Below are 24,637 nucleotides of genomic sequence, written 5' to 3'. Positions count from 1 at the left end.
ATGGATAAGGATAGGTTATTTAAAAGGATTATTGCTTTTTTGAAAAAATCTTATAATCCTCGTTATCAATTAATCTTAATTGATAAGAAGAGTGTAGATAATGACTGTGTGTATATATTTAACTTATATGGTAGCCATGAATTATTTGAATTAACTTATAATGATATTGTAAATAATGAGTGCTTTTTAACATTAATACATCCCAAAAACTTACTTTTAATAGAAAAAGAGAATAGTAAATTAAAGATTGAAAATAAAAAATTATCTATTTATTCTGAAAAAGGAAGAAATGAATATGAAATAAAAAATAAATATAACAAATTTACTTATTCAGGAGATTACATTATCAAGAATATTGATAATTTTTTTGATCTAGATATTAAAGATGCTGTTTTAATAGCCTATAATACGGGTCTTAATAATGGTAGGAATCTTTCAAAAAAACTATATTCTGAAATTAATCTTTTAAAGACCAGAAACAGAGAGGAAAATAAAAATAATGTTATTAATTTAAAAAATTAAATTAACACTGTTTCTGATAAATACTGATTTTCTAAAAAAGTGTATTTTTTGTAGCCACAATAATTTTCAGTAATAGGTGTTTTAGTGCCCTTTTTCCATTGAAAGCAGACTGCTGGTGCAACTTCGAGTATGAAATTTTTATGGATTAATTTATAATCATTATGTGCATGACCACAAATTATCAGTTTTATTTTTTTCTCCTTATCGATAATTTCTAGCAATTTATTGCTATTTAACAGCATACAGTCATCAATAAGCGGTGTACCCAGTTTTAAACAATGATGATGCATAATTAATGCAATGTTATTTTTTTCATTTATACTGATTTTATTTTTTAGTTTATTAAGTTCATCATTGGATATGAATCCACTATCTTTACCATAATCAACCGTATCGACAGAAATAAAGCTCCAATGAGATGAATATAATTCTTCTATTGGTTTTTGTTCGCTAAATACTAAGTCCAAATTTTCCTTTTTATCGTGATTTCCTTGCAGATAGTGAATAGGTTTATTTAATTTCTTTAATAGTTTTATCGCTAATTCATATGATGCTATTGTTTCATCTTGAGAAATATCCCCTGTGACAATAATTGCATCATAGTCTTTTTCATAGGTATGAATATGATTAATAATTTTTTCAGCAGAATGATAAGTTACAATATTTAGTAATTTTTTTGTTTTATCAGCAAAAATATGTAAATCAGTAAGTTGTATTATTTTCATTTGTCATTTTCCGGCTAAAAACTTTCATTGGATTGTAAGAAATATTGTGATCAAAAATATCTATATTTTCTATTTTTTTGACTTGTTTTGCTAATAAAATGCCTACAGGTAACAAGATAGTGGACATTATTACTTTATAAGTCCATGTGCTCAAAATGATGTTTATTAGCTCAATAATTGAATATTTAGAAGATAAACTAATCGGATAAGCAGTTATCAGAAGTACTGCTTGTGCAATCATTGCTGAAATCATATATCTTATTAAAAATAATCTGCCGCGAAAATAAATTTTTAATTTGCTAATTATATAACTGTTAACAAAGTATGAGGCAGGAACAGAAATCCATGTTCCAATCATGACTCGCCAAAAATCACCGAAAAGTAATTTATAGGTTTCTGCAATTTGGTTATTATTAAATTGAATTACTGAACATATATTAACTAATATTACAAAAAACGATTGGCAAACAACAACAATCCAAATAATTCTAACCGCCTTTTTGTAACCATATACTTCTGTGGTAATCGCTGATAATAAATAACAAAGCGAGAAAATAATACCACTTGCAGTAATTTTTACAGAATAAAAATCGAATGTTTTATATACCAATGTATCGCAGGTGATCATTATTGTAACAGTAAGACCAATAAAAAATTCATATAATTTAAAATTATTATTTAATTTATTCATCTAAAATATAGCTCTGATTATTTATATTTCTTGTTATTATGTTTTTGGTTAAATATATTTATATCATATTTTATTTTTAAAAATATTGTTAAATTTTAATTGTGATTAAAGTCACAAAATTGTTTATTAGAAATTTTTCAGGCTATTGTATAAAAAATGTGTTTTTTCATCTCGTAGTTAAGATTAATCACTTAAATATTTCTGATATAGAGGTGATCTCTGTGACACTGAGGGCATTCCAATCTTGCATGCACTAGCCCTACCCATTTCCACTGACAATTCAGACATTGATAATTTTTGTCTTTTTCTTGTCTGGGAGAAGAGTCTTGCACGTTTTGCTTACATTTTTCTTGTGTGTGTGATTGAGGAGGAATATGGTTTTTGATTCTTTCATCCAATCGCTTTTGGGCTTTCATGGCTTCACTGTTTTTTCGTGGATGAAATATCCACTGTTTAGAGTCACTATCATGCTGCAAAAAGTCTTTGAGTTCATCTATGAATTTAACATTTGCTGTATTTTCCTTTGAATATAATCGGCGTGTATTGTCGAGTTTTATTTCCAGAATACCGCACTGTTCCAACTCCGGAGTTAACAGATTTTCAGGTAAGCTTCGTCCAGGATGGGTGAAATAAATTAAAAAGGGGTATTTATCTATATTTCCGTATATATCCACTAGGGTGTTTTCAAAAGAGTATTCTTTTCGAATATTATCAAGACAGATATCATGGGAATTAGTAATCCAGTAATCCTCAGAGAAAACAGTATTATGTAGGCGTTCGATTAACCTACCATGCCATTGCGGTAAGGTGATTAAAAGTTTTGTATCGATGAGTTGCTTTGCCATTGCACGAACTGAAACAAAGAACGAAAATTCGCATTCTTGATCCACAATATCCACTTTGCGTGAGGAGTGGGCAAAATGCCACCGGTTTACATTTCCTTTCCTTGCTACTAGTGGAATATGGCAGGATGGACAAATGCAGCCACATTGCTTTCCTTTTGCTACATCGGTAACATCAATGAATGTATGATCTTCGAGCCTTAATCCAAAGGGTATATGGTTTTCCAACGTCATAACAACATCCCTGTATGTACCACCAATAGTGGGTAGTGTTCGAATAGTTTTGATAATCGATAACCTAATGTTTGAAATAATATTCTTAAAATGGACATATTTTCAATGCGTTTGGATAATAGATTTACTTTAAAATGTGAATCTTAAGAGCCTTCATTTTTCCAAAATTAAATTGTCAATTGCACAAGTATGTTGCCTAAATAATTAGTTACAACATACATAAAGTATAAAAAAACAACTCATAAAACTTAACCTTCCCAATAGACAATAGGAACAACTTAAAGATAGCCAAATAGGTTGGGTATAATTTAATTGAAAAAACGCCCAGAAACGTTTTTAGGGTGTTTTAACGTTAGAAAAATTCATTATCTTTGAAACCTTCACCGCTCACCGCAGCTAAGTGACCGAAGCGTGAGAGAGTGAACGAGCGAGGAAGCGGAATGTCATCAGAGCTCAAAAATAGATTAGGTTACTCAATTGGTTAAAATTTGCTCTATTAAGATTAAGTCTAGTTTATTAGAATTTTAAGTAAAGTTTTAACATTGTCTTGATAAAGTTATCCACAGCAAAAGTGAACAAAAAAAGCGGTTAAATATAGTTATGTATAGTTAAAATAAGTTAAGAATTAAAAAATGCTTATAATTATTTGAAATATATAATAAAAAAACGCATGTCTGTGTGTAAATCACAGTACTTTGTGTGTAAATCACAGTACTTTGTGTGTAAATCACAGTACTTTGTGTGTAAATCACAGTATATCTATCGAGTTATTCACATAAAATTATGGATAAAAAAACTTGCTTTATGTGTAAATCACACTATTCTTGTGTGTAAATCACAGTATTTTTGTTTTTTTTGTTTAATTTTAACTTGTTGAGTGCCTTATTTGCTCTTTTTTTTGTTAATTGAGGTGTGTGTAAATCACAGATTTTGACGAGACTAATCGATGCCGCTAACACCAATTAGTCTCTAACCAGCAACCCTACTGTTCTTAGGATTGAGGCTATGACTGATCTTACAACTAAAACGAGAAAATACAATTTGAAGACATTAAAACCGCGTAAACATGAGATAGATTTTTTTATTGCTGATGAGGTTGAACTTTCTGGTTTTCGTGATGAAATGGCAAGTATGGAGCATCCATTTTTTGCATTAAAAGGTGGAGATAGAGATACTAGAAGGTATAAAAGTGGTAGCAAAACAGTAGTTATAGCACCTAACGCAGAATATGGGATGGCAACTGTCTTTGATAAAGATGTTTGGATTTATGCAATATCGAAGTTACAAGAAGCGATAAATAATCATCAGCCGATTAGTAGAACAATTGCTTTTACCCCTTACGATTTTTTTGTAACAACGAACAGAACTATTAGTGGTAGAACTTATAAAGAGCTTGAAAAATCTTTAGAAAGATTGGCTGGTACAAGAATAACAACGAATATTGTTTACTCTTCAGATAAACAAGAATCAGTGGGATTTGGATTAATTGATAGCTGGCGCATTCTCGATGAAAAAAAAGGGAATCTCGATATTGGGATGGTTGAAGTCATGATTCCTGATTGGTTGTATCAAGCATTAAGTAAAAACAAAATGTTAAAAATTAGTCCAGATTATTTTCGAATTCGTAAAGCTATCGATCGTCGATTGTATGAAATTGCCCGAAAACACTGCGGTGGGCAACATGAATTTATAATTTCATTGGAAAAACTTCATTTAAAAACAGGTAGCTCATCAAACAAAAGAGAATTTAAACGACTTGTTAAAAATCTTTGTACGATAAACGATCTCCCTGATTATGAAGTTTTTTTCGATCCTAATACCGATAAAGTAACCTTTAAAAACCGCAATCAAAACACATCGAAAGCAGAAGCTTCGCGTAAAAAAGAGCAAGGAAAACGTGAAGTTTATAAGATTAAAAAAACACTCCAAAAAAATAAAGATATCAATTAGTACTTAAAGATATCTTTTTATGTCTTGTGTGATATCTTTAGATATCTTTTAGTAAGATTATGATATCTTTTAATATTATTATGATAACTTTTTATACTTTAAGATATCTTTAATATTATTATGGTATTTTTAGATACTTTTGGCTATCTTTTGATATTAATATGATACTTTTAGCTATTTTAAGATATCTTTTAATATTGTTATGATATCTTTAGATACTTTAAGATATCTTTTTAATATTTTTGGATATCTTTAGATACTTGGAGTTATCTTATGCCTACATATACATTTATAAGTCCCAAAGGTGGTGTTGGAAAAACTACATCTTCACTTCTATTTGCAACACAACTTGCTAAGAGAGGGGTAGGTGTTTCTATTATTGATGCAGATCCCAATTATCCAATTCAAAAGTGGGCTAACGGGGGCGCTTGTCCAGAAAATATGCATGTTATTTCTGATGTTACAGAAAATAATATAGCTACCAAAATACGTGAAGCAGCCGCTGTAGACCCTATTGTAATCGTTGATCTTGAAGGTACTGCCGCTAAAATCGTGATTCACGCACTTCAAGAAGCTGATTTTGTTGTTATTCCAATGCAAGGATCATTATTAGATGCTGAACAAGCAGGTAGAGCGATAGCGCTAGTAAAGGATCAAGAACAGGCTGTTAGAAGACATGTTAAAGATTATACACTGCCATTTTCAATACTTTTAACACGTACACCTCCAGCATATCAAACACGAAATATGGCGAGCTTAAGAAAAAGTCTGCATGAAAAAGGGATCCCTGTTTTTGACACCGTATTAACTGAAAGAGAAGCTTTCCGTTCAATGTTTTTTTTCCAAAAGCCTTTGGATACATTAAATTCGTCTGAAGCTCCAGGAATTGATAAAGCTATCAATAATGCTGATGCATTTGCAGCAGAATTAATTTCAAAATTATCACCGGAGGGGTAGCGATGACAGATTCAATAAAGCGAGTAGATGCATTTGCAAATTTAGATAAATTTAAACCTAAAACAGAGCCAAATCCAACAGCAAATAAGGATGATATAGAAAGAATATCTCGAGAAAATGGCTTTCCTTCACGTGAAGCTCAAGATCAAAAGCAACAAAAACGTGCAAGATTTAATTCAGGTGAAAGAAAAAGGCAGTTGAATATAAAAGTTAGAGAAAGCAGCTTTCAGAGATTCTATGATTTGGCAGAAAAAAGAGGGATTCGTGTTCTTGGCGATCTCTTCGATCAGGCTTTAGATGCTCTTGAAAAAGAAAATCACCCTTAATATTGTCCTTCTCGAAAGGTAGTGGGAATTAGCATTTAAATTTCCACTTATTGCTATATATTCCCATTGAGCAAAAGTAGTATTTTTCTAAATACGTGTTAGTCGGTTCTTTATTATTCAATATTTTTTAGTTAAATGAAATGACATCATGTTCGTATATCCACTTTTTTGGGCACTGTTGCAAATATCGGCCCTGATTGTTGATAATCATGCTTGACGATTTAACTAAAGGTGCCCCACATGAATGTTTTTAAAGGTCGACACTTTACCCGCGACATTATCTTGTGGGCAGTACGCTGGTACTGTAAATACGGCATTAGTTATCTGAGCTGCAAGAGATACTGGCCGAACGCGGTGTGCATGTTGACCACACCATCCTCTATCGCTGGGTTCAGCGTTATGCAGCTGAAATGGAAAAACGGCTGCGGTGGTACTGGCGTAATCCTTCCGCTCTTTGCCCGTGGCACATTGACGAAACGTATATAAAGGTGAATGGCCGCTGGGCTTATCTGTATCGCGCTGTAAGAGCGTACTCTGGATTTTTACCTTGCCCCCACGGCGTAACAGCAAAGTGGCTACGGGTTTCTGGGTAAAATTTTAAATAACGTGAAACAAGGATAGCTCTCACGCGTTATCAATACGGATAAGTCTCCGACATACGCTCGTGTGCTTGCTCAGCTCAAACGTGAAGGTCAATGTCCGTCTGACGTTGGAACACCGATAGATTAAGTACCGAAATAACGTTATCGAATGCGACCATGGCAAACTGAATCGGATAATCAGTGCCCTGCTGGGGTTTAAATCGATGAAGACAGCTTATGCCACGATAAAAGGGATTGAAGTGATACGGGCACTGCGTAAAGGTCAGGCTAAGTCATTTTACTTCGACCATCCCCTGGGTGAGATGCGTCTGGTGAGTCGAGTCTTTGAAATGTAAGACCTTCACCAACAAATTAAGGCTACCGCATCACGATCTTTGGAACAGTGCCTAAATTTAAGCTTTTTCCATTAATGCGACGGAACCACTACAGCTATCCAGCAACAGAGCTGTTTTCACCGCGACTGATTTCAAAAGTAAAATAACTATTTGTTTTTTCATCTTTTTTTAGCCATATTGAAATACCTCTTTTCTTTTCATTAAATTTTAGCGGGGTAACTGTAAGCTCATCCAAAATATCATCGTATTTAATAGTAACTTTTCCTTTTGCTATCTGTTCTGCGTTATCTGTTCTTAGTATAATAATATCTAATATTATGGTTCCAGCTGAATCAGGAATTTCTAATTTTTTATATTCAGTTTTATCTGGATAAATTGATTTAAATTTTGTTAATTTACCAGTAGAGTCAGTTACATTAGCTTCGAATACATCACTCTTTTTAAAAATATCGTCAATAAATTTAAAGTAAATAGAGAATTTTTCGCCGTACTGTGTATTTTCGTTCATATTATTGCCTCTCATAAGTTTAAAAGAACAAGCATTATTTATTTAAAAAATAGAAGAAATTCTATTTTTTCATTTATTGTTTAATTACTCTTGGCCTAAACTGAATTCTTTAATAAAGTTCTGATGTATCAACAGAAAAAAATCAACAAAGTCTTGAAATTATTTTTTTATAGCTAACAAATAAAATAGAACTGCCAGTAATAAATCATCCATTTTCGGACGTTACAGTTATCTATTCTTTAACATACATACCCAATATCCACAAGAAATATTTGCACACGAATAGTTTCATATTTTTGTTCATCTCTGAGTTGAGAGCAGTTAGTACCGTGGTATTAGCCGATGGTTACTACCTCGGTTCGTATCAATAAAAAACCGATAGCTTAGCCTGAGATGAGTTAAAAGCTAAATATGAATATTTTTTACTGGCTTTTGATTTTTATATAAGTCTCATCCATGTATCATTGTGGCTCATCGGATGATTATACTGGTAAAGCGTCTTATTTATATTAATATCAGTCTGATAGCTCTGCGGCACAGGATTTAATGGTCAACAATAATACTTTTCTCAAATATTATTTCTTCGAAATTACGTAGATTCAAGGAATAAGCCAGATATTGACGAATTTGTTAAGCAAGAATATAGAGTAATCCAACCAGATTTTTTAGGATGAACACTAATTAATAACTTTAAGATTTGGAAAATATAAAGTCTTTAATATATTATTATATAATTATTTTATTACTTACATTTACCTTAACCAATTACACTCTGCTTACTTTGTTTAAGTTTTTTATACCAAAAGTTTTGTGTTTTTTAATAAAATTACCAATAAATGTTACGCCAAATAATATAAATAACTTATTTATAATAAAGGTAATATTAATCATGGAAATATTTTATAAGATAACACAAAATATATTACAGAATGTATTTAATATATTAAATTTTATTATCGTTATTAGTACATTAATTTCTCCTATTTCAATCGCATCTACTATTACTCCAGATATTTGCAATAATAGCGAAATTATGGATATTGGTTATCGTAATATAACTCCTGCTAATATACCCGCTAAAGACGGCAGTGGTGTCTGGTCAACTATTGTTGGTTGTGCGGCATCAGGTGAAGGTAAAGGTGGAGTAACAACTTTAGGAACAAGCTCTAGAGGGTTAGACAACCATGGTGTATCAGTAGGATTTAATTCTTTGTCGGGTGCACAATCAACCTCTGTAGGGACAGGTGCAGACGCGCAAAATAAATCAGCGATAGCAATTGGTACAGCATCGATAGTAACCGGTAACCATGGTGTTGCTATTGGGAGTAATGTAAAGCGTGAGATCATTAATGTTAAATCACTAAGTAGTGACAACTTACATGCTGTTGATAAAAGACTTGAATCAGCTGCTACTGGAGGGGTAGCTATTGGCTCAAATACCGATGGGGGTGCTCGGGTTGAAAGAGGGGCTGACAATTCCGTTGCTTTGGGTGCGAACAGCAAAGCGAGCGCAGCTAAAGCAGTCGCACTAGGCGCTAATTCACTGGCAGATAAAGAAAACACCATTTCTGTTGGTAGTATCGGTGCGGAAAGAAACATTACAAACGTTAAAGCAGCGACCCTTTCCGCTAGTTCAACAGAAGCGGTCAATGGCAGTCAATTATATGGAACCAATAAAAGTGTTGTTGATAGCTTAGGGGGAGGCTCAAGCTTAAATAGTGATAGCACCATATCTAGCCCTAAATATAATACCAGGGGAATGCCGTTAATAACGTGGGTGATGCATTAACCGCCTTAGATGGTGCGACAAATCAAAGCACACAAAATATCGCTGATAATAAAGCCGCAATTATAAATATTACTGAGGGTATTAATAATGGTACTGTTGGTTTAGTACAACAAAACCCATCATCTCGTAATATCGGGTAGTTTGCGGGAAAGTGCAGGGAACTACGTTAAGGCATTTTATGCTCTTTCATGTAGCTAAATAACGTTCTTCTTGAGAAACCAAATAGCTCACAGACCTCACGAGCCGACTTTTCAGAATTTTGATAAAGTATGCGAGCCTGCTCCAGCTTATCTGGATCAGTTTTAGGTCGACCACCTGATTTCCCTCTGGCTTTTGCTGCTACTCTTCCTGCTTCCGCGCGTTCAGCCTTTATCTCTAGCTCCATTTGAGAAATAGCACCCATAATGGAAAGGAATGCCCGTCCTGTTGCTGTTGAGGTATCTATATTTTCGCGGAGCGATTTTAGTTCAACTTGCCTGTCTTTTAATTCATCGACGATTTCAAGCAAATGTGAGAGTGACCGCGACATCCGGCTTAACTCTGTGATAACCAGTATGTCACCAGTACGGATGTAATGGATCATATCTTGCCAACCAGGCCGGTCTTTCTTTGTGCCATTTATTTTGTCGGTAAAAACCTTTTCACATCCGGCTTGCTCTAATTGGTCAATTTGTGCATCTAGATTTTGTGAAGTTGAACTTACGCGAGCATATCCAATTAATTGTGTCATAGGTAATAAGTGCAAAAAGAATAAATCATTTAGGTTTACGCACGTTGTTTATTGCTAAAGTTTTTGCGCTGTTTTTTTGGATTGTACCACTCATTTTCATTATATTGGGGCATCCGTGCAAGAAGTATACTTTTTGCACTCACTTTATCTGGAGATTTCCCTTTGTCACATCGTACTATCCTGACTGAAAGGCAGCGTCAAGACTTACTAGGGGTAGCCTCAGAATTCGGAAAATATAGCACGCTAAGCCTATTTAGAGGCGGGGATCCATCTATACAGTGTCGGAATAGATACTCCTAAGTTATTTGCGACATCTTTTGGGGGGACTCCATTAGCCAGCAATTGCTTTGCTGAGGATATTTTGCTCTCGGTCATTTTGGGTTTACGACCACCTTTCCGGCCTCGTAAACGTGCAGCTTCTAGTCCAGCTTTGGTTCGCTCTGCTATTAGATCTCGCTCCATCTCAGCAAGACTAGCCATCACATGGAAAAAGAATCTACCGGAAGATGTCCCAGTATCTATTGAGTCTGTGAGGCTTTTAAACTGAACTCCCCGTTGCTGTAATTTATCGATTAGCTCTACTAGCTGTTTTACAGAACGCCCAAGCCTATCTAGTTTCCATACAACTAAAGTGTCTCCATCTCTCAACATTTCCAATGTTTTGTCTAAACCTGGCCTGTTTGCTCGGGTACCACTTATTTGATCTTCAAAGATTTTCTGACAGCCATGTTTTACTAATGAATCTTTTTGCAACTCTAAATTTTGTTCTTCTGTAGATACCCTTGCATATCCAATTAACACTGTAATTCTTCTCCGTAATTCCATTGCATGACAGGATTTTTATGAACAATTGACTCTCGAAACTCATTGAAATGGTAGTAAATTGAGAATAATGTTTCAAGAATGGTTTTTGAGAACAGTAACGTATTGATATTGCGTACAGTCGAAGGACAACAAAAGACATTCTCGCAAACCTTCGTTTTCAAGAAAAAGGAAACTGTATGCCTCGCCGTTCAATCCTTTCTACCGCCGAGCGCGAAAGCTTGCTGGCGTTGCCTGATAACAAGGATGAGTTGATCCGTCACTACACGTTTAGCGAAACTGACCTATCCATCATCCGACAGCGTCGAGGAGCAGCCAATCGCCTGGGGTTCGCGGTGCAACTCTGCTATCTGCGCTTTCCCGGCATCGTCCTTGGTATCGATGAGCGGCCATTTCCGCCCTTATTAAAATTGGTTGCCGACCAGCTTGAGGTTAGTATCGAAAGTTGGGACGAGTATGGGCAGCGGGAGCAGACACGGCGCGAACATCTGGTTGAATTGCAAACAATGTTCGGTTTTCAGCTATTCAACATGAACTACTACCGGCAGGCCGTCCATGCCATGACTGAGCTGGCTATGCAAACCGACAAGGGCATTGTGATGGTGAACGCATTAATTGATTATCTGCGGCAGCGATCAATTATTTTGCCAGCCATCAATGCTGTTGAGAGGGCTTGTGCTGAAGGACTTACCCATGCCAATCGACGTATCTACGATACCTTAGCCAAATCGTTGTCAGACTCGCACCGTCTTCGTCTCGACGATCTGCTCAAACTGCGGGATAACAGTAAAACTACTACTCTGGCTTGGCTCCGTTTATCACCAGTAAAACCTAATTCACGGCACATGCTGGAACATATCGAACGACTCAAGGTATGGCAGGCACTCGATCTGCCTATTGGTGTCGAACGGCTGATCCATCAAAACCGATTACTGAAGATTGCCCGTGAGGGAGGACAGATGACCCCCGCAGACTTGGCCAAGTTCAAGCCCCAACGTCGCTATGCGACATTGGTTGCGCTAGCCATTGAGGGGATGGCCACCGTCATCGATGAAATTATTGACCTTCATGATCGTATCCTGGGTAAGCTGTTCAATGATGCCAAGAAGCGACATCAGAAACAGTTCCAAGCATCAGGAAAGGCAATTAATGCCAAGGTGCGATTATTCGGCCGTATAGGCCAAGCATTGCTCGAAGCCAAGCAGGCCGGCAATGATCCGTTTACTGCTATTGAGACAGTCATATCCTGGGAAGCCTTTGCAAAAAGCGTGACAGAGGCACAATCGCTCGCGCAGCCAGAAGAATTCGATTTCCTGCATCGTCTCGGGAGGGATACACCACACTGAGCCGTTACGCTCCAGCCTTCCTCACTGTGCTCAAGTTGAGGGCCGCGCCCACTGCCAAAGATGTATTGGAGGCTATCGATGTGCTGCGTAGTATGAACAAGAATAATGCCCGCAAAGTCCCTTGCAATGCGCCAACGGGGTTCATCAAGCCTCGCTGGCAGAAGTTGGTGATAACCGACGTCGGCATCGATCGACGTTACTACGAGCTATGCGTGCTATCGGAGATGAAGAACGCATTGCGTTCCGGTGACATCTGGGTGCAGGGATCTCGCCAGTTCAAGGATTTTGAGGACTACCTTGTTCCCCCCGATAAATTTGCTGGCCTCAAAGAGGCAGGAGAATTGCCGCTGGGCATAACTACCGACTGTGATCAGTATCTGAATGAGCGGCTGATGCGTTTGGAAACGCAGCTTGCTGCTGTCAATCGCCTGGCGAAAGCAAATGAACTGCCGGATGCCATCATCACAGCCTCTGGCCTAAAGATCACTCCGGATGCAGCGGTACCCACTCACGCGCAGCTCTTTATCGATCAAGCCGCTAGAACCCTACCACATGTCAAGATCACTGAGTTGCTGCTTGAAGTCGATGAATGGACTGGTTTTACACGGCATTTCACACACTTGAAATCGGGTGTTCTGGCTAAGGACAAGAATTTGTTGCTGACGACAATCCTTGCCGACGCGATCAATCTGGGGCTGAGTAAGATGGCTGAATCGTGTCTGGGCACCACCTATGCCAAACTTGCTTGGCTGCAAGCCTGGCATATCCGAGACGAAACGTATGGCGCAGCCTTGTCCGAGTTAGTCAATGCACAATACCAACATCCGTTTGCCGAGCATTGGGGTGATGGTTCCACGTCTTCATCTGACGGTCAAAATTTCCGCACTGGCAACAAGGCGGAGAGCACGGGACACATCAATCCCAAATATGGCAGTAGTCCAGGACGGACCTTCTACACTCACATTTCTGATCAGTACACGCCATTTCATACAAAAGTGGTCAATGTCGGTGTACGTGACTCAACCTACGTACTTGACGGTTTGCTTTATCATGAATCAGATCTTCGAATCGAAGAGCACTACACCGACACGGCAGGATTTACCGATCACGTTTTCGCGTTGATGCACCTATTGGGATTTCTTTGCCCCCGCGCATACGTGACCTTGGAGAGACCAAGCTCTACATTACAAAGCGAGATGTCACCTATGAGGGATTGAAATCAATGATTGGCGGAACACTCAACATCAAGCTCATCCGCTCCTATTGGGATGAAATTTTGCGGTTGGCGACCTCTATAAAGCAAGGCACGGTCACGGCCTCCCTGATGTTAAGGAAGCTTAGCAGCTACCCACGCCAAAATGGTCTGGCACTCGCCCTACGCGAGCTGGGACGTATCGAGCGCACGCTGTTCATTTTGGATTGGTTACAAAAGTGTTGATCTCCGTCGCCGCGTACACGCAGGATTGAATAAAGGGGAGGCTCGTAATGCCTTAACTCGAGCTGTGTTTTTCAATCGTCTGGGGAAATCCGAGACCGCAGTTTTGAGCAACAGCGTTATCGAGCAAGTGGTCTTAACCTGGTGACTGCCGCCATCGTACTATGGAACACAGTTTATCTGGAAAGTGTGGTGAATGGATTACGTGCCAAAGGACATATCGTTGATGATGCGTTATTACAATACCTATCGCCGCTGGGTTGGGAGCACATCAACCTGACAGGGGATTACCTGTGGCGTAGCAATACCAAGATCGGCTTAGGTAAGTTTAGGCCGCTACGACCACTGCAATCTGCTTAGCGTGCTATATTTTCCGAATTCTGTGGCTACCCCTACTAGAATTACCAAAGGATGAACCTACATTGCTGCAATACTATATTCTAAGCGATGAAGATATTTTGCGTGTTAACAAAAAACGTAAAGCAGCCAATAAACTCGGCTATGCTCTACAGCTTTGTGCCTTTCGTTATCCCGGAAGGTTACTGCAAAAGAAAGAGTTTATTCCGCAAGAAACATTAAGATTTATAGCTCAGCAGTTAGGCCTAGATCAGAATGAGCTCATAGAATATGGTTTGCGTACTGAGACCAGATATGAACACTCATCTTCTTTACAGCGGTCTTATGGATTTCGTACTTTTCAGGATTCTGACGAAAAATCATTTATAAACTGGCTTACAGAGACTGCGATAGAAACAAGGAGTAATGCCGAGCTAGTAGAGTTGTTCGTTAAGCAATGCCGCAAATATAAGATCATTCTTCCCGGCGTTACGGTGATTGAGCGATTGTGTGCTGATGCACGAGTCGCTGGAGAACGCACTATCGTCGCTAAAGTCATGGAGCGTCTTGATGATAAGATGAAGGAAAGTCTGCATGGCTTACTCAAGGACACTGTCGATGGTCGACTTACCATCTATGGTTGGTTGAAACGATTTGAAGCTGGTCACAATTCAGCTGATGTGAACCGCTTGCTTAATAAGCTGGAATACTTGAAAGAATTGAACATTCCTAAGTCTATTTTGCGAGGAATCCCGTCACATCGCGTTGTTTGGCTGAGGCAGCAAGGTGAGTCCTATTATGCAGATGGATTACGCGAAATTAATGAATCTAGAAGGTTAGCTATATTAGCTATCTGTGCAATAGAGTGGCAGGCAATGATAACAGATGCTGCACTGGTAACCCACGACCGAATTGTTGGCAAAACTTACAACGAATGTAAGCGTCATCTGGACGATCAACTCGCTGAACAGAAGTCTGTTGCCCACAAAACCCTTAAATCTTTTGTTACTTTAGGAAAACAGCTTTTGAAGGGCCATGCAAAAAATCTCGCTGTACCTGAAGTGATAACTGATGCACACGAACTGTACTCCCTCATACTAACAGCAACAGAGCTATCGCAAAGATTAGGTAATGACCCTCTAGAATATGTGCTGCGGGGGCATGGTAGATTTAGGCGCTATACGCAACGTCTGCTTGAAGATATTACTTTTGAAGGTAATGAGGCGACGCAGCCATTATTAGATGCCATATCTTTATTGAAGAAGCTGAATCAAGCGAATGCTAGAGGGCAATCAAATGTCATTTTGCCGACTGAATTCGCTAATGCAAAATGGCGTAAACGCTTAAGTCAATCACCAGAGAGAAAGCTTTAGGAAACGGCAGTTCTCTTTGCTATTCGTGATAACCTTCGCTCTCGTGATCTTTGGGTATCAGATTCTGGTACTTACCAAGATACTCGTCAGCAACTACTTTCTCTTGAAACAGCCAAACAGACCTTATCGCTACCCATTCCTCTAGAGCCGCAAACATGGATTAAAAGCCGCCAAGAGTTACTGGCACAACAAATCAAACAGGTAAACCAAATGATACGCCATAACAGTTTACCCAATAGCGGAATTGAGAACGGAAAAATACGAGTCAATCGCCTTGACCGCCAGATACCAGAAGGCATGGATCAGTTCTCATACAAACAAATGCCAGACGTTTCGATTACAGAGATTTTACGTGAGGTCAATGAAGATATTGGACTGACAGACAGTTTCACTCACATTCATAGTGGTTCACCGTGTGCAGATGAAATTGGTTTGCTTAATGTCTTGCTAGCAGGCGGCATCAATATGGGGTTAAAGAAAATGGCCTCATGCAACTCATCCAACATATCACCTTGGTCACTGATGCGCATCTCTAACTGGCATGTGACAAGTGAGACTATGACTGATGCTCTAGCTGTTGTCATCGAGAAGCATAAAGACCTTCCTTTGGCGAGCGCATGGGGTGATGGCACAAGCTCATCTTCAGACGGCCAGTTTATGATAAGCGGCGGCTCTGGAGAAGCGATGAACGTTGTCAATGCCAAGTATGGCCTTGTCCCTGGCATTAAAGCCTATACACATGTCTCTGATCAATATGGACCATTTGCGCTGAAAACTATTCCAGCAACAGCCCATGAAGCGCCTTATATTCTTGATGGGCTTACGATGAATGATGCAGGGAAACGTATAAAAGAGCATTATGCAGATACCGGAGGATTTACAGATCATGTCTTTGCTATGTGTGCTTTGCTTGGATACCAGTTTTCACCTAAGTTGCGTAATATCTCGTCTCTAAAACTCTCTGGTATGGATGGAGTTTCTGTACCCAAAGTAATGAAAGAACTTATCTCTGCTAGAGCCAATATCACACGAATTGAAAAGCAATGGCCTGATATTATTCGTCTTATTGCCAGTGTTATGACGCATAAAGTTGTTCCGAGTGATATCTTACGGCAGCTCGCTTCTTTCCCACGCCAAAACGAATTAGCTATTGCCTTGAGAGAAATCGGACGGATTGAACGCACAATATTTATCCTAAAGTGGGTTAGTTCTATGGCTATGCAACGTCGAACCCAAATGGGTCTAAACAAAGGAGAGGCTCATCATGCGTTAAAACGAGCGCTTAGCTTCAATCGGCGGGGAGAAATTACAGATCGCTTCTCTGAAAATCAGCATCTACGCATGATGCATCTTAATTTGCTCGCTGCCATAATAATCTACTGGAACACCAAGCATTTAGGACGAATCATTCAAGCTATGCAAAGGCAAGGTATCGAGATAGCACCGGAGAAACTGGCGCATCTATCCCCTCTTGGCTGGGAGCATATTATCTTGACGGGTTTCTATGAGTGGTAAGCAAAACTCTTAACGTAGTTCCTTGCACTTTCCCGCAAACTACCCGAATATCACTGTGGCTAAAGATACTGACGGCACTTTAATTGACTTTAGGGGGACGAAGGGTGAACGTCTATTGATTAATGTGAAGAAGGGTAAAATCAGTGCTGATAGCAAAGATGCCATTAATGGTTCCCAGCTGTATCAAGCTAACCAACGAGTCAATAAAAATATTAATGAAATTCAAAACATCTTATCGGAGGTTAATAACATTATAAACAGCGGCGGGACAGGTATGATATCACAAGATAAAGGTACGAAAGATATTCATATTGGTCAGAATAAGGATGGCATGAAAATTAATATTGTAGGGAAAAGAGGTAATCGGAGGATTAGTGGTGTTAAAGCGGGTGTTAGTGATAACGACGCGGTGAATATCCGTCAATTAAGAGAAATCCAAAATGCGAATAATGACGCTTACAGACACTTAGATAAGCGTATTGACTATTTAGATGATAAATTAACGGCAGGAGTAGCTTCTACTATGGCTATGTCAGGTATTCCACAAGCCTATCAACCTAACTCAAACCTGGCTGGTATAGCTCTCGGGGGTTATGGTAATAAATCAGCCATTGCAGTTGGTGTTTCTCATATTTCTGAGAATGGTCATTGGGTAACTAAGTTACAAGGTAGTGCTAATACTGAAAGTGATTTTGGAGCAACTGTTGGTGTGGGCTATCAATGGTAACTTTATTATTCAGATAGTATCAATTAGTAATTAACCGTTTTAGTTAATAAGCATAAAAACGAGCGAGATTTAGCCCTCGCTTTTTGTTCGTATTATCTTCAGTATAATTTTTAAGAGTTTTTTACTTTTTGTTAGAAAATTGTGCTTTAAATAAATATAAAGTTAATTAACCGAGTCTGCATTTAGCTTTTGAAATGATTTTACTAAAAAATGGCACTGTTGCAAAGATCGTGATACGGTCGCCTTATTTGTTGGTGAAGGTCTTACGTTTCAAAGACGTTGCTCACCAGACGCATCTTACCCAGGGGATGGTCGAAGTAAAATGACTTAGCCTGACCTTTACGCAGTGCCCGTATCACTTCAATCCCTTTTATCGTAGCATAAGCTGTCTTCATCGATTTAAACCCCAACTTGGCGCTGATTATCCGTTTCAGTTTGCCATGATCGCATTCGATAACGTTATTCTGGTACTTAATCTGTCGGTGTTCAACGTCAGGCGGACATTGACCTTCTCGTTTAAGCCGAGTGAGTGCCGGAGCGTATGGCGGAGACTTATCCGTATTGATAACGCCTGGGATCTGCCCCTGTTTTACATTGTTTAAAATTTTACCCAAAAAGCGGTATGCCGCTTTGCTATTACGCCGTGGTGCAAGGTAAAAATCCAGGGTACGCTCTTACAGCGCGATACAGATAAGCCCAGCGGCCATTCACCTTTATATACGTTTCGTCAATGTGCCACGGGCAAAGAGCGGAAGGATTACGCCAGTACCACCGCAGCCGTTTTTCCATTTCAGCTGCATAACGCTGAACCCAGCGATAGAGGATGGTGTGGTCAACATGCACACCGCGTTCGGCCAGTATCTCTTGCAGCTCAGATAACTAATGCCGTATTTACAGTACCAGCGTACTGCCCACAAGATAATGTCGCGGGTAAAGTGTCGACCTTTAAAAACATTCATGTGGGGCACCTTTAGTTAAATCGTCAAGCATGATTATCAACAATCAGGGCCGATATTTGCAACAGGACCATCTTTTTTATTTCCCCAATAAGTGCTGGAACGCCCAGCGCTCAAAACGATTAGTACAGTGACAGCGTCTCATTTAGCTCATCACTTGAGCCCTAATGTGTTTAATCAATTTGTAAGTAGATAATTTACTCATATCAAATTCAAACACTCGATATTATTTTTTAAAAGATTATTTACCTGTCTAAAATATTATAAATTTTTAGACAGTTGAAAATATTGGCTCTAAAATGTCTATTAAGTCGTTTTGTAACAATAATAGACATTCATTGTCTTTAAATCGATTAAGGAGACATTTTATGCGGCTTTTTGGTTATGCCAGAGTTTCAACCAGTCAACAATCACTCGATATTCAAGTTAAAGCACTTAAAGAAGCCGGTGTAAAGGCAAATCGAATTTTTACTGATAAGGTCTCAGGTAGCCATACCAAACGGAATGGTCTCAATCTATTGCGTTTGAAAGTCGAAGAGGGCGATATTATTTTGATTAAAAAACTAGATCGTCTTGGTCGTGATACTGCAGATATGATTCAGTTAATAAAAGAGTTCGACCAAGAAGGGGTGGCGATACGATTTTTAGATGATGGTATCAGCACTGAAGGTACAATGGGAAAAATGATAGTCACCATCTTATCAGCAGTTGCTCAGGCAGAACGCCAACGTATTTTAGAACGAACAAACGAAGGTCGATTGGAAGCAAAATTGAAGGGTATTAAATTTGGACGTAAACGCAGTGTTGATCGAGAAAAAATTAAACAACTGCGTTCTCAGGGAATAGGAGCAACAGCAATTGCCCGTCAATTAAATATTGCGCGCTCAACGGTTTATAAAGTGTTTGATAATGAGTATGTCAAGTTAAAATAACCTGTACCATAACGCTTAGTTACTATTGTAACAGCGCTCTAAGGATTGTTATTTAATATCGCAGAGCAATCAAAATTTAATTTATTATCCTTAAATGTAGCTTAATTTAAGTGATTTACCTGATGCAGGCCGGTAATCCCCTAACATATTATCATTCAATAAAAGCGATATCTTATTTTCGTTTTTTCTTTAACACAAGCCATTGTTCGATTTATTTATACAAAAATGTTTCTAGCGCATAAACATTATTTTATTTTTAGGTATTAAAATGAAAATTCATAAAGATATATCGTTTCTTGGAAGGGCAATATTAGGCGGAGGGCCTGATAAAGAAGCATTAGTTTTAAAAAAATGGGTTAGAAGTGGTCCGCAACATGAGCGAGCTGGACGGGAAATCATTGAAAAAAAAATAATGGAAGTTAAAGAAAACAACAGTACTGTTTTAGAATTAAATGATGGAGAGTTATCATCCGTTAGCAGTTTACCTCATATTCCCGATTGTGTTCGTAGGTTATATATTGAAATGCCGGCCTTAATGGAGTTACCTAAGTTACCAGATAACTTGGAAAAGCTTGAAGTAGCAAATGCTCCCCTACATGGCATATCATCCTTACCGCAAAAACTTTCAATTATAAAACTAGAGTATCTATCAAATCTTAATCAGTTAAATAATCTTCCAAGTGAATTAAAAGTTTTAACACTAAATCAGTGTAACTCACTTAATTTACCAATGGATTTACCACACTCCATTGAAGAACTAAGTGTTGTTTCAGATATTGAAATAAAATGGGGTATTGAATCACTCCCTCAATCATTAAATAAATTAAACCTTGGGAATGTCTATATTGAACTGCATGTTTTAAAAGGGCATGATAATTTAAAAAGAAATGGTTTTGATGTTAAAGCAACTTTAGATTTTAATATAGGGGATGTAGTTTATGGTTTAGCTCACAGTCGAAAAATGATAACAAGAGAATTAGCAACACTTTATGATAAGAAAGAGATTGTAATACAAAATACATTAACCAACTCCGTATGGGATCGTAGATCACCAGAGGAATTTAGCAATGATGAAACTATTGCTCAAAGGTTAAGAGATGTTGAAAGAGGCATAGCATTTAGGGATTTTCTTGCTAGACATCCAAAATATAATGTAACAACTCAATCTTCAGAACACCGGGCTTATAGTACAGATACAAAACGTTGGATTAAGACAAGTAAGGCTGGATTAGAATTTCAAACCATGGTAAGAAAAAATAAAGTTATCTTTTGTGTTGATGAAATTATTGATTCTATATCAGATATAGCAAAGAAAACTTATCCTAATGGGCGTTCAATTACAGCATCTGAATTGCGTTGGTTATATAGACATAGAGAGGAACCTGATATAAAAAGCAATGTCTCATTTTACCTACGTGGACAGCCGGTTTCTCAGGAATATGTATTCTCTCTTAATGAATGGAAAGAATATTTACCAAAATCTGATAGTAACACTAATTAGTAGAATATGTATTTATCGGTCGAGTATTCAAGACGTTGATAATGGTATACCACTCTTTTTCTAACGTGGAGATAAAAGGTTAAAATTGATGTCAGTTACTTGTTATTTCTGCTATATGGAGACTGATAACAGCATACAAATGGAATAACGTAGTGGTTTACAGTAATACTAATGCATATTTTTTCAGCCATAATATGAATAATTTCTTTGTCTGTTGATGGCATGACGTTAACCACCAGACGACAGAGATTATTGATACTCTGCTCTACACCTGTGTCGACAATACCGTCATTGCCACTAACTTGGATGTTCTCTTTTGCCATTAATACGGCTTTAAACTCACTTGTGGTTACGGTTGATACCTTCATGGCACAGCTATTGGAAGCGCCATCACAAATTATTCCGCTAACATCACTGATCATATTGATAATAGAGGTGTGTATAACATTTAGGTTATGAGTGAACAACCAAGCTATACCCGCACCAGCTCCCATCGTAGCTGGGCACTGTTGCAAATATCGTGATGCGGCAGCAGCCTTATTTGTTGGTGAAGGTCTTACATTTCAAAGACTCGACTCACTAGACGCATCTCACCCTGGGGATGGCCGAAGTAAAATGACTTAGCCTGACCTTTACGTCGTATACTTCAATCTCTTTTATCGTGGCATAAATCATCTTTATCGATTTAAACCCCGGCATGACGCTGATTATCCGCTTCAGTTTTCCATGATCGCATTCGATAACGTTATTTCGGTACTTAATCTGTCGGTGTTCAACGTCAGACGGACATTGGCCTTCACGTTTTAGCTGATGAATCGCACGAGCGTATGTCGGAGACTTATTCGTATTGATAATGCCTGGAATCTGTCCCTGTTTTACATTATTTAAAATTTTATCCAGAAACCGGTATGCCGCTTTGTTGTTACGCCGTGGTGGAAGGTAAAAATCCAGGGTACGCCGTCTGTTGTCTACAGCGCGATACAGATAAGCCCAGCGGCCATTCAGCTTTATATACGTTTCGTCAATGTGCCACGGGCAAAGAGAGGAAGGATTACGCGAGTACCAACGCAGCCGTTTTTCCATTTCTGGCACATAACGCTGAACCTAGCGATAGAGGGTGGTGTGGTCTACATGTACCCCGCGTTCAGCCAACATTTCTTGCAGCTCACGATAACCAATGCCGTATTTACAGTACCAGCGTACTGCCCACAGGATGATGTCGCGGGTAAAGTGTCGACCTTTAAAAACATTCATGTCCGGCACCTTTAATTAAATCGTCAGTAAAGATTATCAGTAATCCAACCCGATCTTTGCAATAGGGCCTTTTAGAACGGACAAACGAAGGCTGGCTGGAAGTAAAGTTAAAGGGGGGTCAATTTGGACGTAAGCGTAGTGTTGATCGAGAGAAAATTAAACAACTGCGTTCTCAAGGAATGGGAGCAACAGCAATTTCCAGGCAATTAAAATTGCCAGATCAACGGTTTATAAAGTGTTTTATGATTAATGTTTATTTAAAATTAAATTAACATTTTATCGAATGCGATCATGGAAAACTGAAACGGATAATCAGCGTCATGCTGGGGTTTAAATCGATAAAGATGATTTATGCCACGATAAAAGAGATTGAAGTATACGACGTAAAGGTCAGGCGGTTTGGCCATCCTCTGGGTGAGATGCGTCTAGTGAGTCGAGTCTTTGAAATGTAAGACCTTTATCAACAAATAAGGCTGCCGCATCACGATCTTTGCAACAGTGCCTAATATAAGACATGAAAATTACATTAGATTGTTAATAAAAAAATTCAACGCTTAACCTAGTTGCTAATGATGATATTTTTTCCCAAACAGGCATATTGATATTTCCTTACTAGTCAGAAAAATAAAGGAATCAATTAATTTGAAATAATAAATTTATATATATTCCTAACCTAAAAGGAGGAACAATAAAAATATTATTTAATTTAAGTTAAATAATATTTTTTAAAGTTGTAATCGCCTTTTAATGTACTAGCTGTAATTCTTTTTTTTTATATTTATCATCCCTAAAATAACCATAAAATTTTATGACTGAATTATTAATTAATCAACATATTGAATTAGCTTATAAACATTCTTTTTTAATAACTGCAAAAAAGTATCAGGTAATTATTGGGTTAAGAGAACCAAACTCGCTTGGTCAGACTTTATTAAAAGAAGGATATCCTTGCAAGAGTTTTCATATGAAGGCTAAATCTAGCCCAACAGGACCAACAGCCGGATTTATTACTGAAAAAGCTTGTTATTCTAAAGTTCCACCTAATGATTATCCTAAACATGATATCAATATCCTATCAGCCAAAGCTAAAGGAGCAAAAGCAATAGACTTAGTTATTAGTGAATCTAGATTAAGAGAATTGTTAATAGAAAACTTAATTCATTTAGGAAATGAAAAATATTCAGCCTACTACCCTGGAGGAGAAGAAAAATTTTTTATTAATAAAAAAGGAGCAGTATTTGATGATAATAGAAATCCTGTAAAAGTTATGACCAATCCACCGCAATATGGTGAGCAAACGACAGATTCACGGCCCATTACTGCAGATTATGATTTATTTGCTATCATTCCAAGAGAAAATCAATCATATAATCAACTACCATTAAACATCCCTCCACGACCTATTAAAGAAAATTATGATATTTTTAAGAAACATAACCTTGATTTTTTAAAACTAAAATCAGTTTTTGGGGAAGGCGATAAAAATATGGGTAACATCCACTTTTTTGCTAAAACTATCATTAAATCGTTGAATAATTGTGTTAGAGATGAAGGTTATAAAGGAGGTAACTTGGTTTGGCACGGTGATGAAACAAGTAACCCGTTTAGCCCTGGATTTGATATAAATGATCACCCAATATTCTTTCATCCCAATGGAATGATTTTAAGGGTCAAAGAAAAATCCGACTTGAATAAATATTATTCAATCTTTAAATCTCAAGGATTTGCTCCAGAATATAGTTCTAGATTTTGATTTTAATTTGCTCTGTTGCAAAAATCGGATCGAATTGCTGATAATCATTCCTGACGATTTAATCAATGGTGCCTGACATGAATGTTTTTAAAGGTCGACACTTTACCATATTCTTTCATCTAAATGGTGTTATTTTAAAGGTTAAAAAAGAATCTGACTTGAGAGAATATTATTCAATATTTAAGTCTCAAGGATTTGCTCCTAAATATAGTCACAGATTTTGATTTTAATTGGCTTTGTTGCATTAAAAATAAGAAATTATTTCACTCTGATTAAGCTAAATTTATTCCGATTCATACAATAAAAAATATTTTCTGCTAAAAATTACACCATAGTTTTACCTATTAGAGCAATTAAACAAGCCACAGAATAGTTATGTTATAAACAAATAGTATGGTGAATAAAGGGTAGTACGAAATTTTGTTATTTCACATTATTTTTTATAACTTCAATATTGTTATATGAAACAAAAGATT

General features: G+C 37.5%; 19 protein-coding genes and 6 pseudogenes. 15 read left to right on the top strand and 10 right to left on the bottom strand.

What is annotated here, in order from left to right:
* Entirely contained in the window at positions 1 to 522 is a 522-nt protein-coding gene (locus QE177_RS14620; protein ID WP_280552398.1) for a hypothetical protein, read from the top strand.
* On the opposite strand, the gene QE177_RS14615 is transcribed toward QE177_RS14620, so the two are convergent.
* The 3 genes from QE177_RS14615 to QE177_RS14605 form a co-directional block, all read right to left on the bottom strand.
* Entirely contained in the window at positions 519 to 1,247 is a 729-nt protein-coding gene (locus QE177_RS14615) for a metallophosphoesterase (RefSeq protein WP_280552397.1), read from the bottom strand. The genes QE177_RS14620 and QE177_RS14615 overlap by 4 nt on opposite strands.
* A complete protein-coding gene (locus QE177_RS14610; RefSeq protein ID WP_280552395.1) occupies positions 1,225 to 1,938 on the bottom strand; it encodes a VUT family protein in 714 nt (237 codons plus the stop codon). The genes QE177_RS14615 and QE177_RS14610 overlap by 23 nt, the downstream gene beginning before the upstream one ends.
* 191 nt (positions 1,939 to 2,129) lie before the next feature.
* Positions 2,130 to 3,014, bottom strand: coding sequence for a competence protein CoiA family protein (locus QE177_RS14605; RefSeq protein WP_280552393.1), 885 nt, complete (start codon positions 3,012 to 3,014; stop codon positions 2,130 to 2,132).
* A 1,005-nt stretch (positions 3,015 to 4,019) separates the two neighbouring features.
* Here QE177_RS14605 and QE177_RS14600 point away from each other — a divergent pair.
* The 4 genes and pseudogenes from QE177_RS14600 to QE177_RS14585 all read left to right on the top strand — a co-directional run bounded on the left by QE177_RS14600 (position 4,020) and on the right by QE177_RS14585 (position 7,184).
* Positions 4,020 to 4,964 carry a replication initiator protein A gene (locus QE177_RS14600; protein WP_280552389.1) on the top strand — a complete coding sequence of 315 codons (945 nt, stop codon included), beginning with the start codon at positions 4,020 to 4,022 and terminating at the stop codon, positions 4,962 to 4,964.
* Between the two features lie 273 nt (positions 4,965 to 5,237).
* Positions 5,238 to 5,921, top strand: a complete 684-nt coding sequence (locus tag QE177_RS14595; RefSeq protein ID WP_280552387.1) for a ParA family protein — start codon at positions 5,238 to 5,240, stop codon at positions 5,919 to 5,921.
* Positions 5,922 to 5,923: 2 nt separating this feature from the next.
* Complete coding sequence (locus QE177_RS14590; protein WP_280552385.1) at positions 5,924 to 6,247, top strand: hypothetical protein; 324 nt, start codon at positions 5,924 to 5,926, stop codon at positions 6,245 to 6,247.
* A gap of 240 nt (positions 6,248 to 6,487) precedes the next feature.
* Positions 6,488 to 7,184: pseudogene (locus tag QE177_RS14585) on the top strand (IS6 family transposase).
* Between the two features lie 94 nt (positions 7,185 to 7,278).
* Here the strand turns inward: QE177_RS14585 and QE177_RS14580 are convergent.
* Positions 7,279 to 7,692: a hypothetical protein gene (locus QE177_RS14580; RefSeq protein ID WP_280552383.1), complete on the bottom strand. Its 414-nt coding sequence runs from the start codon at positions 7,690 to 7,692 to the stop codon at positions 7,279 to 7,281.
* Positions 7,693 to 8,581: 889 nt separating this feature from the next.
* Between QE177_RS14580 and QE177_RS14575 the strand changes: the two genes are divergently transcribed.
* Both QE177_RS14575 and QE177_RS14570 read left to right on the top strand, forming a co-directional pair.
* Positions 8,582 to 9,481, top strand: a complete 900-nt coding sequence (locus QE177_RS14575) for a hypothetical protein (protein ID WP_280552381.1) — start codon at positions 8,582 to 8,584, stop codon at positions 9,479 to 9,481.
* Positions 9,466 to 9,621 (top strand): hypothetical protein, encoded by a 156-nt coding sequence (locus QE177_RS14570; RefSeq protein ID WP_280552379.1) that lies wholly within the window; start codon positions 9,466 to 9,468, stop codon positions 9,619 to 9,621. Before QE177_RS14575 ends, QE177_RS14570 begins: the two co-directional genes overlap by 16 nt.
* Before the next feature lie 26 nt (positions 9,622 to 9,647).
* Here the strand turns inward: QE177_RS14570 and QE177_RS14565 are convergent, their stop codons facing one another.
* Both QE177_RS14565 and QE177_RS14560 read right to left on the bottom strand, forming a co-directional pair.
* Positions 9,648 to 10,211: a recombinase family protein gene (locus QE177_RS14565; protein WP_280552377.1), complete on the bottom strand. Its 564-nt coding sequence runs from the start codon at positions 10,209 to 10,211 to the stop codon at positions 9,648 to 9,650.
* 249 nt (positions 10,212 to 10,460) lie between these two features.
* Positions 10,461 to 11,012 carry a recombinase family protein gene (locus tag QE177_RS14560; protein WP_280552375.1) on the bottom strand — a complete coding sequence of 184 codons (552 nt, stop codon included), beginning with the start codon at positions 11,010 to 11,012 and terminating at the stop codon, positions 10,461 to 10,463.
* A 200-nt stretch (positions 11,013 to 11,212) separates the two neighbouring features.
* On the opposite strand from QE177_RS14560, the pseudogene QE177_RS14555 reads away from it, so the two are divergent.
* The 4 genes and pseudogenes from QE177_RS14555 to QE177_RS14540 all read left to right on the top strand — a co-directional run bounded on the left by QE177_RS14555 (position 11,213) and on the right by QE177_RS14540 (position 17,765).
* Positions 11,213 to 14,174, top strand: a pseudogene (locus QE177_RS14555) (Tn3 family transposase).
* Positions 14,165 to 15,523, top strand: coding sequence for a DUF4158 domain-containing protein (locus QE177_RS14550; RefSeq protein WP_348519933.1), 1,359 nt, complete (start codon positions 14,165 to 14,167; stop codon positions 15,521 to 15,523). Before QE177_RS14555 ends, QE177_RS14550 begins: the two are co-directional and overlap by 10 nt.
* A gap of 21 nt (positions 15,524 to 15,544) precedes the next feature.
* A complete protein-coding gene (locus QE177_RS14545; RefSeq protein ID WP_280552415.1) occupies positions 15,545 to 17,038 on the top strand; it encodes a Tn3 family transposase in 1,494 nt (497 codons plus the stop codon).
* 55 nt (positions 17,039 to 17,093) lie between these two features.
* Positions 17,094 to 17,765 carry a YadA family autotransporter adhesin gene (locus QE177_RS14540; protein WP_280552373.1) on the top strand — a complete coding sequence of 224 codons (672 nt, stop codon included), beginning with the start codon at positions 17,094 to 17,096 and terminating at the stop codon, positions 17,763 to 17,765.
* A gap of 263 nt (positions 17,766 to 18,028) precedes the next feature.
* Here the strand turns inward: QE177_RS14540 and QE177_RS14535 are convergent.
* Positions 18,029 to 18,724, bottom strand: a pseudogene (locus tag QE177_RS14535) (IS6 family transposase).
* A gap of 365 nt (positions 18,725 to 19,089) precedes the next feature.
* On the opposite strand from QE177_RS14535, the gene QE177_RS14530 reads away from it, so the two are divergent.
* Positions 19,090 to 19,653 (top strand): recombinase family protein, encoded by a 564-nt coding sequence (locus QE177_RS14530; RefSeq protein ID WP_280552371.1) that lies wholly within the window; start codon positions 19,090 to 19,092, stop codon positions 19,651 to 19,653.
* Between the two features lie 268 nt (positions 19,654 to 19,921).
* Complete coding sequence (locus QE177_RS14525) at positions 19,922 to 21,154, top strand: hypothetical protein (RefSeq protein WP_280552369.1); 1,233 nt, start codon at positions 19,922 to 19,924, stop codon at positions 21,152 to 21,154.
* Between the two features lie 179 nt (positions 21,155 to 21,333).
* Here QE177_RS14525 and QE177_RS14520 read toward each other — a convergent pair.
* Positions 21,334 to 21,648, bottom strand: a pseudogene (locus QE177_RS14520) (L-serine ammonia-lyase, iron-sulfur-dependent, subunit alpha); the annotation flags it as partial.
* Between the two features lie 62 nt (positions 21,649 to 21,710).
* Positions 21,711 to 22,408: pseudogene (locus tag QE177_RS14515) on the bottom strand (IS6 family transposase).
* A 272-nt stretch (positions 22,409 to 22,680) separates the two neighbouring features.
* Between QE177_RS14515 and QE177_RS14505 the strand changes: the two are divergent.
* Positions 22,681 to 22,860, top strand: a pseudogene (locus QE177_RS14505) (IS6 family transposase); the annotation flags it as partial.
* Here QE177_RS14505 and QE177_RS14500 read toward each other — a convergent pair.
* Positions 22,799 to 22,924 carry a hypothetical protein gene (locus tag QE177_RS14500; RefSeq protein ID WP_280552367.1) on the bottom strand — a complete coding sequence of 42 codons (126 nt, stop codon included), beginning with the start codon at positions 22,922 to 22,924 and terminating at the stop codon, positions 22,799 to 22,801. The pseudogene QE177_RS14505 and the gene QE177_RS14500 overlap by 62 nt on opposite strands.
* 292 nt (positions 22,925 to 23,216) lie before the next feature.
* Between QE177_RS14500 and QE177_RS14495 the strand changes: the two genes are divergently transcribed.
* A complete protein-coding gene (locus QE177_RS14495; protein ID WP_280552366.1) occupies positions 23,217 to 24,161 on the top strand; it encodes an anthrax toxin-like adenylyl cyclase domain-containing protein in 945 nt (314 codons plus the stop codon).
* Positions 24,162 to 24,637: the final 476 nt, after the last annotated feature.

This window comes from Arsenophonus sp. aPb (genome assembly GCF_029873475.1).
Lineage (GTDB): Bacteria > Pseudomonadota > Gammaproteobacteria > Enterobacterales > Enterobacteriaceae > Arsenophonus.
The sequence above is the reverse complement of the archived record's forward strand: the minus strand, read 5'-3'. Positions and strand labels throughout refer to the sequence as shown.

What these genes read in the sequence shown, in the direction of transcription:
- QE177_RS14605 (WP_280552393.1), bottom strand. Translation starts at nt 3,014, where the DNA reads ATGACGTTGGAAAACCATATACCCTTTGGATTAAGGCTCGAAGATCAT.
- QE177_RS14620 (WP_280552398.1), top strand. Translation starts at nt 1, where the DNA reads ATGGATAAGGATAGGTTATTTAAAAGGATTATTGCTTTTTTGAAAAAA.
- QE177_RS14600 (WP_280552389.1), top strand. Translation starts at nt 4,020, where the DNA reads ATGACTGATCTTACAACTAAAACGAGAAAATACAATTTGAAGACATTA.
- QE177_RS14615 (WP_280552397.1), bottom strand. Translation starts at nt 1,247, where the DNA reads ATGAAAATAATACAACTTACTGATTTACATATTTTTGCTGATAAAACA.
- QE177_RS14495 (WP_280552366.1), top strand. Translation starts at nt 23,217, where the DNA reads ATGACTGAATTATTAATTAATCAACATATTGAATTAGCTTATAAACAT.
- QE177_RS14530 (WP_280552371.1), top strand. Translation starts at nt 19,090, where the DNA reads ATGCGGCTTTTTGGTTATGCCAGAGTTTCAACCAGTCAACAATCACTC.
- QE177_RS14580 (WP_280552383.1), bottom strand. Translation starts at nt 7,692, where the DNA reads ATGAACGAAAATACACAGTACGGCGAAAAATTCTCTATTTACTTTAAA.
- QE177_RS14500 (WP_280552367.1), bottom strand. Translation starts at nt 22,924, where the DNA reads ATGTCTTATATTAGGCACTGTTGCAAAGATCGTGATGCGGCAGCCTTA.
- QE177_RS14595 (WP_280552387.1), top strand. Translation starts at nt 5,238, where the DNA reads ATGCCTACATATACATTTATAAGTCCCAAAGGTGGTGTTGGAAAAACT.
- QE177_RS14575 (WP_280552381.1), top strand. Translation starts at nt 8,582, where the DNA reads ATGGAAATATTTTATAAGATAACACAAAATATATTACAGAATGTATTT.
- QE177_RS14565 (WP_280552377.1), bottom strand. Translation starts at nt 10,211, where the DNA reads ATGACACAATTAATTGGATATGCTCGCGTAAGTTCAACTTCACAAAAT.
- QE177_RS14590 (WP_280552385.1), top strand. Translation starts at nt 5,924, where the DNA reads ATGACAGATTCAATAAAGCGAGTAGATGCATTTGCAAATTTAGATAAA.
- QE177_RS14610 (WP_280552395.1), bottom strand. Translation starts at nt 1,938, where the DNA reads ATGAATAAATTAAATAATAATTTTAAATTATATGAATTTTTTATTGGT.
- QE177_RS14525 (WP_280552369.1), top strand. Translation starts at nt 19,922, where the DNA reads ATGAAAATTCATAAAGATATATCGTTTCTTGGAAGGGCAATATTAGGC.